Annotated in this window: 12 protein-coding genes; 5 read left to right on the forward strand and 7 right to left on the reverse strand. The window is 48.5% G+C overall.

Annotated features, from left to right (window positions below; genetic code table 11):
- Positions 1-18 precede the first annotated feature (18 nt).
- From NDI44_RS16990 to petB, 4 genes are all read right to left on the reverse strand, one after another.
- Positions 19-1,179, reverse strand: coding sequence for a glycosyltransferase family 4 protein (locus NDI44_RS16990; RefSeq protein ID WP_190414390.1), 1,161 nt, complete (start codon positions 1,177-1,179; stop codon positions 19-21).
- A gap of 5 nt (positions 1,180-1,184) precedes the next feature.
- Positions 1,185-2,186, reverse strand: a complete 1,002-nt coding sequence (locus NDI44_RS16995; protein WP_190414391.1) for a GDP-mannose 4,6-dehydratase — start codon at positions 2,184-2,186, stop codon at positions 1,185-1,187.
- Between the two features lie 189 nt (positions 2,187-2,375).
- Positions 2,376-2,858 (reverse strand): cytochrome b6-f complex subunit IV, encoded by a 483-nt coding sequence (petD, locus tag NDI44_RS17000; RefSeq protein ID WP_190414392.1) that lies wholly within the window; start codon positions 2,856-2,858, stop codon positions 2,376-2,378.
- Positions 2,859-3,068: 210 nt separating this feature from the next.
- A complete protein-coding gene (gene petB / locus NDI44_RS17005) occupies positions 3,069-3,737 on the reverse strand; it encodes a cytochrome b6 (RefSeq protein ID WP_190414393.1) in 669 nt (222 codons plus the stop codon).
- A 181-nt stretch (positions 3,738-3,918) separates the two neighbouring features.
- Between petB and ctpA the strand changes: the two genes are divergently transcribed.
- From ctpA to trmFO, 5 genes are all read left to right on the forward strand, one after another.
- On the forward strand, positions 3,919-5,154 hold the full coding sequence (gene ctpA / locus NDI44_RS17010) for a carboxyl-terminal processing protease CtpA (RefSeq protein ID WP_190414394.1): 1,236 nt from the start codon (positions 3,919-3,921) through the stop codon (positions 5,152-5,154).
- Between the two features lie 649 nt (positions 5,155-5,803).
- Complete coding sequence (locus NDI44_RS17015; protein ID WP_190414395.1) at positions 5,804-8,752, forward strand: ATP-binding protein; 2,949 nt, start codon at positions 5,804-5,806, stop codon at positions 8,750-8,752.
- A 126-nt stretch (positions 8,753-8,878) separates the two neighbouring features.
- Complete coding sequence (locus tag NDI44_RS17020; protein ID WP_190414396.1) at positions 8,879-9,124, forward strand: hypothetical protein; 246 nt, start codon at positions 8,879-8,881, stop codon at positions 9,122-9,124.
- 19 nt (positions 9,125-9,143) lie between these two features.
- The gene (locus tag NDI44_RS17025) at positions 9,144-10,643 is read left to right on the forward strand and encodes a site-2 protease family protein (protein ID WP_190414397.1); all 1,500 of its coding nucleotides are present in this window, start codon (positions 9,144-9,146) and stop codon (positions 10,641-10,643) included.
- 148 nt (positions 10,644-10,791) lie between these two features.
- Positions 10,792-12,192 (forward strand): FADH(2)-oxidizing methylenetetrahydrofolate--tRNA-(uracil(54)-C(5))-methyltransferase TrmFO, encoded by a 1,401-nt coding sequence (trmFO, locus tag NDI44_RS17030; protein WP_190414398.1) that lies wholly within the window; start codon positions 10,792-10,794, stop codon positions 12,190-12,192.
- A 533-nt stretch (positions 12,193-12,725) separates the two neighbouring features.
- Here trmFO and NDI44_RS17035 read toward each other — a convergent pair.
- The 3 genes from NDI44_RS17035 to NDI44_RS17045 form a co-directional block, all read right to left on the reverse strand.
- The gene (locus NDI44_RS17035) at positions 12,726-13,790 is read right to left on the reverse strand and encodes a UDP-N-acetylglucosamine--LPS N-acetylglucosamine transferase (protein WP_190414400.1); all 1,065 of its coding nucleotides are present in this window, start codon (positions 13,788-13,790) and stop codon (positions 12,726-12,728) included.
- A 112-nt stretch (positions 13,791-13,902) separates the two neighbouring features.
- The gene (locus tag NDI44_RS17040) at positions 13,903-14,502 is read right to left on the reverse strand and encodes an FHA domain-containing protein (RefSeq protein ID WP_199304899.1); all 600 of its coding nucleotides are present in this window, start codon (positions 14,500-14,502) and stop codon (positions 13,903-13,905) included.
- Positions 14,503-14,559: 57 nt separating this feature from the next.
- Positions 14,560-15,243 carry a hypothetical protein gene (locus NDI44_RS17045; protein WP_199304900.1) on the reverse strand — a complete coding sequence of 228 codons (684 nt, stop codon included), beginning with the start codon at positions 15,241-15,243 and terminating at the stop codon, positions 14,560-14,562.
- Positions 15,244-15,335 lie beyond the last annotated feature (92 nt).

Below are 15,335 nucleotides of genomic sequence, written 5' to 3' on the forward strand. Positions count from 1 at the left end.
AAACGTGCCTAATCGCATTTAAACAAGCAATTGTTTTAACTGCTGGGCAAGGGCATCTTTGCCAAACAAGGTGAGGCTTTGTTCTCGCAACCACTGAGAGTTGCAGCGCTGGTCGTCCCCTTTGAGGATTTCAATACAGGCATTTGCCACGGCTTCTGGATTGCGATGGGGGACGCGCCAGCCTAAACGTCCATCCTGAAGGGGATCGGCGGAGCCATCATCGTTACCGGATAGGACGGGGATGCCACAAGCCATCGCCTCTAAATAGACAATGCCGAAGCCTTCTTGGGAAGGCATGATGTAAGCATCAGCGACGCGGTAATGGTCTACCAGGTCTTCGGTGGGAACGAACCCGGCAAAGACAACCCGGTCGGCAACTCCTAAATCTTTGGCAAGCTGTGCCAGTCGGGGTTGATCGTCGCCACGACCGATCACCAAATATTTGACTTCTGGGAATACTTGAGCGATCGCAGGGATGGCTCGAATGGTAACGTCTACGCCTTTGTAGATATCGCCCGACCACAGCCGCGCTACAGTCATCAAAACTTTGGCACCGCCAAGATTATACCGTTCGATCAATGCGGGTGGCTTCGGGCCTGGAGTAAAGTAATTCCCATCCACCGCACAGGGTAGCATTTGCACTTTCTTGGGGTCTAGGTCATTCACCGCGCAGGCGCGATCGCGGCTATAGCGACTAATTGTCCAAATTCCCTCCGCCTGCTTGAGTGCCCTTCGTTCTTGATTGGCTAAGGGTTCCCAAAATTCTTTTCCGTAAGTCAGCACCGTATAGGGAATCCCCAGCGGCTGACACAGCAGCCTCACCAGGGGTGACAGATTAATATGACCGCAAAAAACATGGTGGGGACGGCGTTGTAACAGACAAGCTAGCAGTGAAGTTGCTAGCCTTAAGCGTCCCTTTTGGGGATTTTGGCTTTTGAGATAATGAAATTTGAGGTTTTTTCCCTCAAAGGGATTTGGGCATCCAACGCCATCTCGTAGCAAAAATACCTCGCCTTTGGCTTGATTTCCCAATGAGGTATAAGACTGCAAAATATCCTTAACGTAGGATTGAATGCCCCCTTCGCATCCAAAAACTTCCAGAAAAATAAATATATGGTTAGCGACTGGTTTAACAGTCGGCTCTAAATAATCTATCTTTTCTCCCACTTCAATATCCATGAATTTTAGGAGTTTTGTTCCATCTGGGCGATGGACGGCACCTCAGCACTTTGTAAACGTTCCAAGTCCTTCAACACCATTTTTTCCAAAAGACCCTCGAAGCTAACTTGCGGTTCCCAGTTGAGTTGGCGCTTGGCTTTCTCTGGATTTGCCACCAGATAGAAATGTTCATCCGATCGCAGAAACTTGGGATCGACAACGACATAACGAGTCCAATCTAGCCCCACACACTCAAAAGCAGTCGCCACCAATTCCCGAACGCTGTGTAACTGACCCGTCCCAATCACGTAGTCTTCTGGTTCATCTGCCTGCAACATCCGCCACATTGCTTCCACATGATCGCCAGCATAACCCCAGTCGCGTTTGGCGTCCAGGTTGCCCATTTCCAGGCGATCGCTTAACCCCAATTTAATCGATGCTGCCGCTAAAGACACCTTCCGCGTGACAAAATTTGGAGGTCGTCTCGATGACTCGTGGTTGTATAAAATACCGCTACAGGCAAACCAACCGTAGCGCTGTCGGTGATGTACCATCGTCCAATGGGCGTGCAACTTTGCCGCTGCGTAAGGGTTCATCGGACGAAAAGGCGTATTCTCATCTTGAGGCGACCGATCCACCTGCCCAAACATCTCGGAACTGCTGGCTTGATAAAACCGCGTGTTTAATCCAGCCAGACGCACTGCATCTAACAGCCTGGTCGCCGTACCCGTTACCAAGTCCAGCGTTCCCAGCGGGTCTTGCCACGAATCTGGGACGAAACTGGGAGCGGCTAAATTATAAATTTCTTGGGGCTGTAGTTGTTCCACTACTTCCAACAGAGTTGCGCTATCCCTCATGTCAACCGCACAAACCTCAATTTGGCTGGCGAGGGAACCCAGTTTAGCCAGACTGGATTGGCGGTGCAGCGGTACCAACCCAGCCACCCGATAACCCCGTTCCAAAAGTAAACGGCTGAGATAGTAGCCGTCTTGCCCGGTGATTCCTGTAATTAGCGCTGTCTTTGCCATGAGTTGAGTTTAACCACTTAATGTTGCGTTGGGGCTGGAGTTTGGTTCAGGCAGCTACATCCTATGTTCTTTTATACTTTGCTTTTTCGGAAGCGACTAGATAATACTTAACGCCCGTAGATGCTTCAAAAGCAGCACAAAAGCACTGCTTTTGAAACCCACAGGCGTCAAGGATAACAAATGATTGTCTTAAAACAGACCCAATGTCAGAGATTTGTCAATGGGGAAGGTGGCACCAATACCCAACCAGAGGGTAAAGAAGGTTCCAAACAGGAAAACCGCCGTGGCGACTGGGCGACGGAAGGGATTTTGGAATTTGTTGACGTTCTCAATGAAGGGAACGAGAATCAAGCCCAAAGGAATCCCTGCCATGCAGGCGATACCCAGCAGTTTATTGGGTAGAATCCGCAGAATTTGGAAAACAGGCCAGAAGTACCATTCTGGGAGAATTTCCAGAGGAGTGGCAAAGGGGTTTGCCGGTTCGCCAATCATCGCTGGGTCAAGCACAGCCAGACCCGTACACAGTGCAATCGTCCCCATAATTACTACAGGGAAAATGTAGAGTAGGTCGTTGGGCCAAGCGGGTTCGCCATAGTAGTTATGACCCATGCCTTTGGCAAGTTTTTCACGTAACTGCGGATCGGTTAGATCCGGCTTTTTTTGGGTTCCCATTGTTGTATGTGTTCTCCTATGCGTTTCGAAAGCTTTGAGCTAAGCAAGAGGCAAAGTGGTCAGGGGGTAATAGAGGGATAGATAATGCAGGGAAGAAAAATGACTTTCCCACTTTCTCTACTCTCCCCATTGGGCGCTGGACATGGGCTGGATATCTCCTGCCCTGCTGTAGGGACGGAGATATCCCGTCTCTACAGCACTCAGTACTCTTTACAATGGGCCAGAGATGCCTTGCTTGCGAATCATCAAGAAGTGTAGCAACATGAAGACGGCAATCAGCCAGGGCAGCACAAAGGTATGCAGGCTGTAGAAGCGTGTTAGAGTGGCTTGTCCAACACTGGTACTTCCGCGCATCAGCTCGACGATTTGATCGCCGACCAAGGGAATCGCAGCAGGGACGCCAGAGACAATCTTAACGGCCCAGTAACCAACCTGATCCCAAGGAAGTGAATAGCCGGTGACGCCGAAAGAAACGGTGATCACAGCCAGAGTGACACCCGTCACCCAGGTCAACTCGCGGGGCTTTTTGAAACCGCCGGTGAGGTAAACCCGAAAGGTGTGCAAAATCATCATCAGCACCATCATGCTGGCAGACCAGCGGTGGATGGAGCGAATCAGCCAACCGAAGTTGACGTCCGTCATCAGGTACTGGATGGAGGAAAAAGCCTCGGTGACGGTCGGCTTGTAGTAAAACGTCATGGCGAATCCAGTGGCAAACTGGATCAAAAAGCAAGTCAGTGTAATTCCACCCAGGCAGTAGAAGATATTTACGTGGGGAGGCACATACTTGCTGCTGACGTCATCGGCAAGCGCCTGAATCTCCAGACGCTCCTCAAACCAGTTGTAGGCTTTTGAATCAGTTACCTGCTTAGAAAACATGAACCCAGAGTTCCTAAAAATTTATTGCTGTTTTTGACACGAGCCAACCCCATGAGACAGTTTTCCGCTCTTTTCGGGGGCATGAAGCTGCAATGGGGATCAGTAGACACCGCGATAGAGAGAAGTCTAGGCGTAGCCTCTACAAAAAATGTAACATAGCCCGAAAGGGGGATTCTGTGTCATGCACAAACGAGTGTTAAGGGTTGTATTCGTACTAATCATACAAACTATCTTTACGTTAAGTTGGTGGACTTCGCCAGCGATCGCTTTAACGGAGGAACAGCAGCTTTTATCGGAAGCATGGCGAATTGTCAACTATGCTTACGTGGATGACAGTTTCAATCAACAAAACTGGTGGATGGCTCGTCAGAAGGCGATCAAGCAGCCTCTGTCTAATCGTGAGGCGACTTACACGGCAATTCAAAATATGCTCAAAACTCTGGAAGATCCGTTCACGCGGTTTTTAAAACCCGACCAGTACCGAAGTTTACAGGTGAATACTTCCGGAGAGCTTCAAGGGGTGGGACTGCAAATTGCTCTTGATGCCGAGACGGGCGAGTTGCAAGTGGTGGCACCGATTGACGGTTCGCCTGCTGCGAAGGCGGGAATCCGATCGCGCGATCGCATCCTGGAAATTGATGGCATCCAGAGTGCCCAACTGACCCTCGATGAAGCCGCCGCGAGGATGCGGGGCGCTGCGGGCACAGAGGTAAGGCTCCTGATGCAACGGGAGACAAAAACGCCTGAAGAAATTACGCTAGTGCGATCGCGAATTGCCCTCAACCCCGTTTATGCAGTCTTAGATTCCAGCAGTTCTCGCCTCCCGGTGGGTTACATTCGCCTGAGTCAGTTTAGTGCCAATGCCCCAACTGAGCTGGCGAATGCCGTCACCAAGTTGGAGAAACAAGGGGCACAAGCTTATCTGCTCGATTTGAGAAATAATCCAGGAGGGCTTTTGCAGGCAGGCATTGAGATTGCGCGGATGTGGTTGGATGAAGGCACGATTGTCTATACGGTCAACCGACAAGGCATTCTGGGCAGTTTTGAGGCGTCTGCACCAGCTCTTACCCACGCTCCTCTCGTTGTTTTAGTGAATCAGGGAAGCGCCAGTGCTAGCGAGATTCTGGCTGGGGCACTTCAAGACAATGGTCGTGCCCAATTGGTAGGCGCTCGAACTTTTGGCAAAGGCTTAATTCAATCTTTGTTTGACCTCTCAGATGGGTCAGGATTGGCGGTGACGGTTGCCAAGTACGAAACGCCAAACCATCACGATATTAACAAGCTAGGCATTACGCCAGATCGGGAAGTGCCTCTGGAGCCAATTACGCTTGACCAGGTGGGTACGGAAGCAGACCAGCAATACAAAACGGCGTTGGAGGTGTTAACCGCTAATGCGGTCGTTGCCGATGCGGCTTGATTCAGGAGTCAGGACTGAGGACTGAGGACTGAGGGCTGAGGAGTTAGGACTGAGGAGTTAGGGCTGAGGGCTGAGGAGTTAGGGCTGAGGGCTGAGGAGTTAGGAGTTAGGACTGAGGAACTGAAGAGGCACAGGTGCTTCAGGGGCAGATGAATTGAGAGAATTCTTGCTTAGTGCTTAGTCCGTGCTTCGCACCGAACACAACGACTATAAACATTAACGGATATCGCCTAACGGCTGATAATAACAGCCTTCAGTTTTTTTATTTCTGTTGTGAGTAATACCAAAATCGCAAAAAAAGAAAATCTAGATAAAACTTAATAGTGCATTTACCGAAGCGAGTGCAGTAAGTTTGATTCCACAATGAAAGAGCAGTGTAAATTGGGAATCAAGCAATGCTCGGCTTGAGTGGAAATAGATTCTAGAAAAATCTGAGGCTGAGTGGGTTTTAACTGCGATCGCACGGGCCCATGCGATTGCTTAATTTTTAAGGCACGCCTACCACTGGTGAGAGTTTTTACCCCTAAATATAGCGATCGCGCTCATGGTTTTCCTGGCAAACGATCTTAGATACTCTATCAGTCGGTCAACAGTTTTATCTGTTGCCCACTCATTGCTGAAGTTTTTAGCTTCACAACCAGATTCCAGAGTGGTACTCATCGCCGGGGGTAAGTCTGATTTTACTCCGAGCGACCTGTGCCCGGAGAGACAATCAAAAGGAGCGCGGTGCGGGTATGCATCCCCAGAAGCAGGTGCTTTGGGCTTGCCGGAGCTGCTGACCCCGCCCAACTGTTTTTTGAATCTGGCAATGGGGAAGCCATCAGCAACCCATTGCGAGAATAAATGTGAGAATCAACACAGATGGTTGCCTTGTTCGTTGAAGCTGCGGAAGTTAACTCGAACCCTTAGCTCAACTCCAGAGACTCAAAGCAAGGTGCCCTCGTTGGTGATTTTGGGACTGGGCGATCGCTTCAATGTGATGTTGCACAGCTACAAAACCACTGAGAATTCTGAACTAAACACCAATCCTTACGAGCTGTGTTTTGGCTTCGATCCGGCGATTTTGGGCAGTATTTGCGCTGAAATTCCTCGCGGGTTGCACTTAACCCCAGAAATCTCTTCACTTTTCAAGCGAGCCATTGCCGATTGGTGCCCTCAACCCAATCTCCCAGCCTTGCAGAGCGAATTCACATCAACGCTGGTGAGTGCTATCTTAACCAGTCAAATAAGCACTCAGACTCCAGAAAAAGCAGATACAAATGCTTGTAGCAGTGCTGGGGCGAGTTTAATCGGCAATCCTACAACCGAGATTCAGATTAAAACCGCCTTGTTGAGGGAGCCGGGAATCCAGGCGCACCTTGTCCAACCCCCCATTCCCCAGGCTGTAGTGCCGAGTTGGCAACAGCCAGAAAAGTTACTCCAAGAACTGCTACGAATTAGCTGGTCAAGCCAGGGAGCGCAGGTAATTTTGCAGCGTTCGGCGGTGTTGATTCAAGAGACTTTTGGGGTTAGTCGGTGTTTAATTGCGTTCTATAGCGCCAAAGATGAGCGTACCTTGTGGAGTGCGATCGCCCACGATTCATCTATCCCCGTTTCGGCTCGGCAAACTCACGATCCTGAATGGGCAAACGTCGAACAGTGCCTTCTCAAACATCATCAGGGCAAGCCTTGGGCAACTGAGCGAAACATTGGCTCAACGGCTGCCGAATCGATCTTTTTGACCTGGTTGCATACACACCCGCAGAAAATCGAGCCGCGAGAGATGGCATCTCTACACGGCGCGTCTGGATTGGTTGGTTTGCTAGTGCTTGAGCAATGGGATCAGAAGCGGGAGTGGCAACCGGGAGAGCGGCAATTACTGCATCTGGCGCTGCAATTGGTAGAGCGAGGACACAACCTGGCAACGCTTTACCAGCAAGCGGAGGAACGAATTACTCATGCGGCGCTATTAAATCGGCTGGTTGCCCAAATCCGGGCCTCTTTAGAACTGTCCCATATCTTTGAAACGGTGACGCTGGAACTGGGTCATCTTTTGGTGGCAGATCGATGTTTGATTTTTCAGTATTTAGAGGAACAGCAGTGTTGGAAGCCGCTGACTGAATATCGCGCTCATGCTGATATCCTCACAGCCATGAACTTGATCGTTCCCGATCAAAAAAACTGTTGTTCCAGAACGCTGCGGAATTTACAGGTTGTCCAGGTGAGCGATACGCGCTTAGTGGATGACCCGATGAATCGCTCTTTGGCGGCAAAATATCCGGGCGCTTGGTTGATGGTGCCAATTCACCGGCAGCAAAAGATTTGGGGCTGCTTAACCTTTGCTCAGGATCAATTTCCCCGCTACTGGCACGAGTCGGAGTTAAGATTTATCACGACCGTTGCCGACCAACTCGCGATCGCTATCTACCAAGCAACCCTTTACCAACAAATTCAGGCGCAAAACCAAACCCTAGAAGCCTTGGTACGAGAACGCACCGCTGAGCTGGAAAGTTTTTTTGATGCTCACCCAGACTACATTTTTGTGGTCGAGCGCGAGAATCTGCGTCTGCGCTTTTGCAATCATGCTTTTGCTCAAAGGATGGGGTTTGACAACCGATATGCCGTTCAGGATCGGTCGATTCTAGAATGCTTCCCGCCTCTGATTGCTAAGTCGTTTGCCAAACAAAATTTGCGGGTTTTTGAATCGGGAGAAACGCTACACGAACAGGAAACCCTAGTTTTCCCAGATGGGATTCACCACTTCGACACTTCCAGAGTGCCGTTGAAGCACTCTAATGGTGAGGTTTATGCTTGCTTGGGGACTTTCCGTGAAATTACGGAGCTAGTGGAGACGAAGCAGGCGCTATCTCTGAGAACCGAGCAGTTGCAAGATGCCTTGACTGCTGCGAATGCAGCTTCTCAGGCGAAAACTGAGTTTCTAGCAACCATGAGTCATGAATTGCGGACACCGCTCACATCTGTGATTGGGATGTCCTCCGCTTTAATGCAACCGTATTTTGGCGAACTGAGCGGAAAACAGAAAGAATATCTCAAGATTATTCACAATAGCGGACAGCACCTGTTGCAGCTGATTAACGATATTCTCGATTTATCTAAGATTGAATCCGGTAAGGCGTCTTTAACCCTCAGTCAGTTTTCTCTGCGTCAGGTAGGGATTGAAAGTTTGGAACTGCTGCAAGAAAAGGCTCAAGTCCAACAGGTGAAGCTAACAGGGGATTTCGCTGAGTTGCCTCCCGCCGATGAATTTTGGGGGGATGAACGGCGCGTGCGGCAAATCTTGCTGAATCTACTCTCGAATGCGGTAAAGTTCACACCACCAGGGGGTGAGGTATGGCTGCGGATGCAGTGTGAAAGTAACCAGGCGATGATTGAGGTGGCAGACACGGGAATTGGGATTCCGATGGAGAAACAGCATCTTTTGTTTGAGGCGTTTCAACAAATTGATAGCTCTCTGCATCGGCAGCACGAAGGGACTGGGTTGGGATTGGCTTTAACTCGCCAGTTGGTGGAGATGCATGGCGGCACGATTAGCTTCCATTCAGAGGTAGATGCGGGAACGGTATTCGTGGTTTATCTTCTAGCCCAAAATCCAAAGTGAAGGGGTGAGGGAGAATCGGTCGCAAAGAATAAATAAAATCTAGCGACATCTAGCGACTCCCGACTTTGTTTTCGGCAAACCTTCAAAACAATCGGTCGGGATATCCCCTGGGTTTTCTACAATGGAATGGGGTGTTCCATCCGATGTGTCCCGATTGGGTGGAGATGCACAAATGGTGTTAAGGATGGTGTCAAGGACAGCCAGTTGAAGTTTTACGTGCTGGATGCGGCTGTTCCTTCGAGGGGTTATAAGTCGGGATGGTGGCGCTGTATTCTGGAGAATCTGCTTGCACTTTGCTCTTTTAAGCAATTGGCTGGCACGTTAATTGCCAATCTGGAATGGCTAATTGCTAGCCAGTTAATTCTCCTGTAGACCAATTCAGATTTAGATCATGGAACTCTGGTTGCTCCTACTGTTACTAGGACTGTTTACCTACTTCATCGTGAAGCGCAGTGTTGCCAGCATCACCCGAACCCCAATCTGGCTTTTGTGGATGGTGATGATGACACCGGCATTCATTTGGAGTGCCTGGATTTTGGTCTACGGTGAAGATAAGCGAATGCCGCCAGCTTTGGAGATTGCCCCGTTTATCATTTGCCCGATATTGTACTGGCTGCTGATTCAGTGGGGGCGTCGAGATTTTACCCCGCCGCCAAAACCGCAAGAAATGGTGGCGGAACAAGCTCAGAATCCATCTGAGGTACAGCCTGTTTCTGCTAGCGACGCAGGAAGTACTGTCCGTCCGATTGATAAAACGGAGGAAAAAAATCTTCGCAATTGCTTTCCCTGGTCTATCTATTACCTCCAGAACATCGATTACCGACCCCAAGCGGTAATTTGTCGCGGCAAGTTGCGAACGAATCCGGAGGTGGCGTACCAGACAATTCGGGAGAATATTGAGAAATTATTTGGCGATCGCTTCTTTGTTGTCTTTCAAGAAGGTTTGAATGGGAGTCCGTTCTTCGCACTGGTTCCCAATCCCCAAGCTCACTCGCAGGCACAGCAGCAAACCGAACCTTTAAAACGACCGGCTTTAGCCTTAGGGCTGCTGCTTGTAACTTTGTTTACCACTACTTTAGTTGGGGTGGAAATTTCAGAAGTTTCTAACGCCGCACTGCAATCTAACCCAGCTTTGCTGTTAAAAGGACTGCCCTATGCTTTGGCATTGGTGGCTATCTTAGGCATCCACGAACTCGGTCATTACCTGAGTGCCCAATATTACAAAATTCGCACCACGCTGCCTTACTTTATCCCCGTTCCTTTTTTCTTGGGCACATTTGGAGCGTTCATTGGGCGGCGATCGCCCGTACCCAGCCGCAAAGCGTTATTCGATTTGGGCATTGCCAGTTCCGTCGCTGGTTTTTTGGTGACGTTACCGCTATTGTTTTGGGGATTAGCCCACTCGGATGTGGTTGCTGTGTCGGAGCAGTCGAGTATCTTAAACTTCACTTCTTTGAATCCCCGGTTTTCCCTGTTATTAACTTTGCTAAGTAAATGGGCGCTGGGATCTGAACTGACAGCAAACACGGCAATCAAGCTTCACCCAGTGGGAGTGGCGGCTTATATCGGTTTTATCTGGACAGCGTTTAAGTTGATGCCGGTAGGACATCTGGATGGCGGTCACATTGTCCATGCCATGTTTGGGCAACGAAATGGGGCGATGATTGGTCAAATTAGCAGACTGCTGATGCTGGGATTGTCTTTAGTTCAGCCAGATTTGTTTATTTGGGCAATATTCTTATTCTTGATGCCAGTTTCTGATGAACCGGCGCTGAATGATGTGAGCGAACTTGACAACAAGCGCGATCTCTGGGGATTGTTAGTTTTGGCACTTTTAGTGAGCATTCTATTGCCAGTGCCAGGAAATCTCGCGCAGTTGTTGAAGGTTTGATTCAGATAATTGAGTAAAAGGTAATTGGGAATTGGTAAAAAGTTTTAAGGGGAGACGCGATTAATCGTGTCTGAGTTATGAGTTGTGAATCCAAGAATTTTCTTGGAACTCATCACTCTCATTAGCCATTAGCAAAGGAATAAGAACAATGGAAAAACAGCCGATTCAGGTGATAGGTGGTGGTTTAGCGGGGACGGAAGCGGCGTGGCAAATCGCTAATGCGGGTGTGCCAGTGGTGCTGCACGAAATGCGACCGCTGCGGTTTAGCCCTGCCCACCACTCCGAACACTTGGCAGAATTGGTGTGCAGTAATTCCTTTGGGGCAATGTCGAGCGATCGCGCAGCCGGTCTTTTGCATGAAGAATTACGTCGTCTCGGCTCAATGATTATCAATAAAGCCGACGAACACGCGGTTCCCGCTGGGGGTGCCTTGGCGGTGGATAGGGGCGTATTTAGCCGCGAATTGACAGAAATCCTCGCGAATCATCCCCTGATTGAGTTACGACGCGGTGAATTGCGCCAAATCCCCACAGAAGGCATTGTTGTCCTCACCAGTGGCCCACTAACCAGTCCGGATTTGGCTGAAGATTTGCAGCAGTTCACGGGCATGGAATACATGAGCTTTTTCGATGCCGCCAGCCCGATTGTGGTGGGAGAATCGATTAACCGGGATGTGGCTTTCTTAGCTTCTCGCTACGACAAGGGAGACGCGGCTTATCTCAATTGCCCGATGAATCGGGAGCAATATCTCCACTTTAGGCAGGAACTCTGCAAGGCTGAACAAACGGAATTGAAGGACTTTGACCGGGAAACGGCTAAGTTTTTTGAAGCTTGTCTGCCAATTGAAGAACTGGCGCAGCGGGGGGAAGATACGATGCGTTATGGCCCGTTGAAGCCGGTGGGATTGTTTGATGCCCGTAAAGGCGATTTCCGCGCTCCAGAAAATCAGTCGCAACGTCCTTATGCGGTGGTGCAGTTGCGTCAAGAAGATAAGGCGGGGCAGTTGTGGAATCTGGTAGGATTTCAGACGAATTTGCGCTGGGGCGAACAAAAGAGAGTGTTTCAGCTGATTCCAGGGTTGGAAAATGCTGAGTTTGTGCGGCTGGGCGTGATGCACCGCAACACGTTTATTAATGCGCCCCAACTGTTAAAACCTTCTTTGCAATTCCACAAACGCGCCACGTTGCTAGCGGCGGGGCAATTGGTGGGGACTGAGGGCTATACGGCAGCGGCGGCTGGTGGCTGGCTGGCAGGGACGAATGCGGCGCGGCTGGCTTTGGGCAAAGATCCGCTAACGCTACCAGGAACGACGATGATGGGGGCGTTGTTTGAATTTATTAGTTCGGCGTCATCAAAGCATTTTCAACCAATGCCGCCTAATTTCGGAATTTTGCCGGAACTGCCGACTCGGATTCGCAATAAGCAGGAGCGATATGGAGTTTATCGCGATCGCTCTTTTGCCGATTTAGCGAGTTGGAAAGCTGCGGCTAAATTGCTCGTTCCCAAGCTGAGCTTGGAACGAGAAGCAACAAGCGCTTCCATTGAATAAGGAACGGGGATTTAATTAACCTCCCATTTTGCATAGGGAGATGGCGCTGCCATCCCCTACAGAATGGGAATGAGTGTAAGTGATTTGATCCACCTTCCTCAGTAGCATTAAGATCCCATGAGTCCGAAATAATAACTTGCAGCAACCACGAGAATTGTTAATACTCCGATTGTCGTGCTGATAAGAAATTGCTTAGAGGTTTTTTGATTAAGCTCCTGTTTACTTTCACCTTGCTCAGTGGTAGCCCCACGATTGGTTGCTTCGTTAGTTTTCATGGTTGTTAATGGTTTATGGTTATTTAGTACCCAGTTTGCTACAACTGCCAGAAACTTCATCTAACTTAAGAATTATCAAATAAATGTATACAGCGATACTTAATAGCTTTATACTCAGTTGTCTAACAAGCAGAACTGGTTGCTTATGAATTGAATTTAACAATCTTTTGCTAAGGCTTTTTTAGGCTTTAAATTACCTAAAGCAGCTTGTACAAATGAGTTTTTGATAGTATATTTTTATAATGGAAATCTGTGCGTTCAGGTAAATTGTTTCTCAATTAGCCGTACTGCCTCTACAGCACCATTAGGATAATCCGCAGGGCGATTGGATACCTGATTTTGCAGCATTGCCACAGTCGCGATCGCGTCCTCAATCTCTTCAACACAGTAGGCGCATCGTAAAGCCCTAACTTTTTGACGGTCATATAGTCGCTTAAAGGCAAAAGCGACTAACGGGACGCCCACCGCAGCACATTCATGAACCGTGTTGTAACCAGCCCCGCCGACAACAACATCAGCCGCCGGTAAGCATTCAATTCCCGGTGAGTGAGAAATCCAGAACTGCGGCGGACATCCTTCTGGACAAAACGGTGCTAAAACACACACCGTTGCCTCTGGAAACGCTACATTTAGGTGAGTTGCGAGCTTACCAAAGAAAGATGATTCGGAAGCTTGTCCGGCTGCACACACCAGGATAATCTTTGTTTTGATAGTAGATTCAGTCTCTTTAGTCCGAGAAGGCAGACTTTGTTTGTTTAGCTGCGACTTACAGTCGCCAGGTTTATGACACAATGCATCAAGACCAAGTAGCGATCGCGCCTTTTTTCTATCTGGCAGTTCCTCAGCATTGCGAATTAACCAGGGACTGGTGTAATAGACAATTGGTAAATCTGCTAGCGGCGAATCTTCTCCATCTCCCGGCACAATAACCGCATCAAAGTTTTCTTTAACAAAAGAACGCAACTCAAAACGGTGAATATAAGCTGGGGTGATATCGCGGTGAACTAAAATTCGGGGAATGTGCTTTAACTGGGGCAAAATATCTGCCAACTCACCACCCAACCCGCGAGGAAAAGTATCGACAATTAAACAGTCGTACCGGGTGTTTAATAAAACATCCCGCACTTGTTCGCAAGTCGCCCCAAAACCAGCGTCAGGTGCAATGATTTGCACATCGCAACCCTCACCGCCCAAGTAAGTTGCATAAGGGGTATTCGTAAGAATTTTGACGTGATGGTAACGGGTAGCCATTCGTCCGAGAGATAAGCTACGGGTAAGATGTCCCCAACCGCCTCCCAAAGCATAAATTAACCAAATTGACATTTTTGGAGTTTTCAACGCAAAGAACACAAAGGTAAACGCAAAGGTACGTTAAGGAATCGTTTTTTCTTGGTGTGCCTCTGCGTTATCTTTGGCGTCCCTCTGCGTTAAAAATTTAACTTGCCCCCATATCCATCTCAAAATCGGCATCCATTTCCCCTTCTAGACTCATATTGTCTGCTTCGGTGAAATCGACATTGCCAGTTTCCGGGTCATAATCATAGCGATCGCGGTTGTCATAGTAGTTGCTGCCCCAATAACCGCGATTGTAGTTACCATATCCAGAGTAATAGGAATAATCGTAGTAATAGGGGTTATTATCTGGGTAACTACAATAAGGACAGCCAATGTTTGTAGTGCGTCCGCAGCGACGTTTGAAGAGAAATCCCACCATGCGATCGCATTCTCCACTTGCAGCCATCCCCGATGAACTGGTAGCCTGACTGCTGCTGGGATTGAGTTGAATTTCGTAGGGGCCGATTTGCAAGCGATCGCCATCGATTAGCGTACTACTGGGCAACCGGACGCTGTTAATTAAGGTGCCAGTACTGCTATTTTGATCGACTACGATTAACTCGCCATTCGCTACATCAATTAGAGCATGATATTCAGCCACTTGCTCGTTGGCTAACACAATTCTAGCAACCCGATTACCATCAATTTCTTGGGGCATTGAGGCAAATTCTCGACCCAAGGCGACAGGCGTTTCTAACATGGGCTCTCGTCTTTCGCCGGTGGCTGGATCTATCCAACTCAGTTGAATTTGCAAGGATTATTTCCCTCCCGAACGATTAACTGCGTAAGCTAAAGCGGCTTTTTGTTCTTTGCTTAAAACGTCGAATCCGAAACTAGCGATCGCAATTGCGCTTACCTGAGATTTTGTAGAAAAAACTGGTTTGTCGGCTGCATTGATCAGAGAAGTTTTACCATTCTTTACTTTCACCTTGTAAAGCGACTGTTTATCCGGTGACTCAACCTCAAAACCGTAATCTCGCGCCTTAATCCTGTAAATTTCTTTATCTGCCGCATCTTCTAACTTGTAATCTCCATCATTCTGTCTTCGCAAAACATACAATTCTTTTGTTTGATCTGCATTCTCAATCTTCCAGTAACCCTCTTTGGTTACAACGTAGCCTAAAACTTGATCGGCAGGATTCTTGATTTTTACTTTCCCCCCACCATCAACATTAAATCGAGCTAATTCTTTGTCCTTTCCATCAAGCAATTTTGCCCCATCCGCCTCTGGTTTCAGGGCAAAATCTTCCGCACCCCCCTCTTGTTTAAATTTTATCTTCTCTGTATTAGTCGTCACCGCTGACGAATTATTTTGAGCAATTGGAGATGTTTGCGGGTTAGATGTTGTAGATACTTCTGCTGCCTGCTTAACAGAATTACTACAAGAAACTAGTATTATTACCGCTGCCAAAGCTAAGCCGGAAAAAAATTTTCTGTTCATGTTATTCATTGTTCAAGTTTCCACCAAAATCCTTCCTTTATTTAGGAACAGTTTGCATAATTAATGTTCCGGATTTTTGCAAACAAACTAAA

The sequence above is a fragment of the Trichocoleus sp. DQ-A3 genome (genome assembly GCF_039961975.1).
Taxonomy (GTDB): Bacteria; Cyanobacteriota; Cyanobacteriia; order Cyanobacteriales; family FACHB-T130; genus FACHB-T130.

Bases quoted from the DNA above. Each gene is read 5' to 3' on its own strand.
- NDI44_RS16990 (WP_190414390.1), bottom strand. From the start codon at position 1,179: ATGGATATTGAAGTGGGAGAAAAGATAGATTATTTAGAGCCGACTGTT.
- NDI44_RS16995 (WP_190414391.1), bottom strand. From the start codon at position 2,186: ATGGCAAAGACAGCGCTAATTACAGGAATCACCGGGCAAGACGGCTAC.
- petD (WP_190414392.1), bottom strand. From the start codon at position 2,858: ATGGGAACCCAAAAAAAGCCGGATCTAACCGATCCGCAGTTACGTGAA.
- petB (WP_190414393.1), bottom strand. From the start codon at position 3,737: ATGTTTTCTAAGCAGGTAACTGATTCAAAAGCCTACAACTGGTTTGAG.
- ctpA (WP_190414394.1), top strand. From the start codon at position 3,919: ATGCACAAACGAGTGTTAAGGGTTGTATTCGTACTAATCATACAAACT.
- NDI44_RS17020 (WP_190414396.1), top strand. From the start codon at position 8,879: ATGGGGTGTTCCATCCGATGTGTCCCGATTGGGTGGAGATGCACAAAT.
- NDI44_RS17025 (WP_190414397.1), top strand. From the start codon at position 9,144: ATGGAACTCTGGTTGCTCCTACTGTTACTAGGACTGTTTACCTACTTC.
- trmFO (WP_190414398.1), top strand. From the start codon at position 10,792: ATGGAAAAACAGCCGATTCAGGTGATAGGTGGTGGTTTAGCGGGGACG.
- NDI44_RS17035 (WP_190414400.1), bottom strand. From the start codon at position 13,790: ATGTCAATTTGGTTAATTTATGCTTTGGGAGGCGGTTGGGGACATCTT.
- NDI44_RS17040 (WP_199304899.1), bottom strand. From the start codon at position 14,502: ATGTTAGAAACGCCTGTCGCCTTGGGTCGAGAATTTGCCTCAATGCCC.
- NDI44_RS17045 (WP_199304900.1), bottom strand. From the start codon at position 15,243: ATGAACAGAAAATTTTTTTCCGGCTTAGCTTTGGCAGCGGTAATAATA.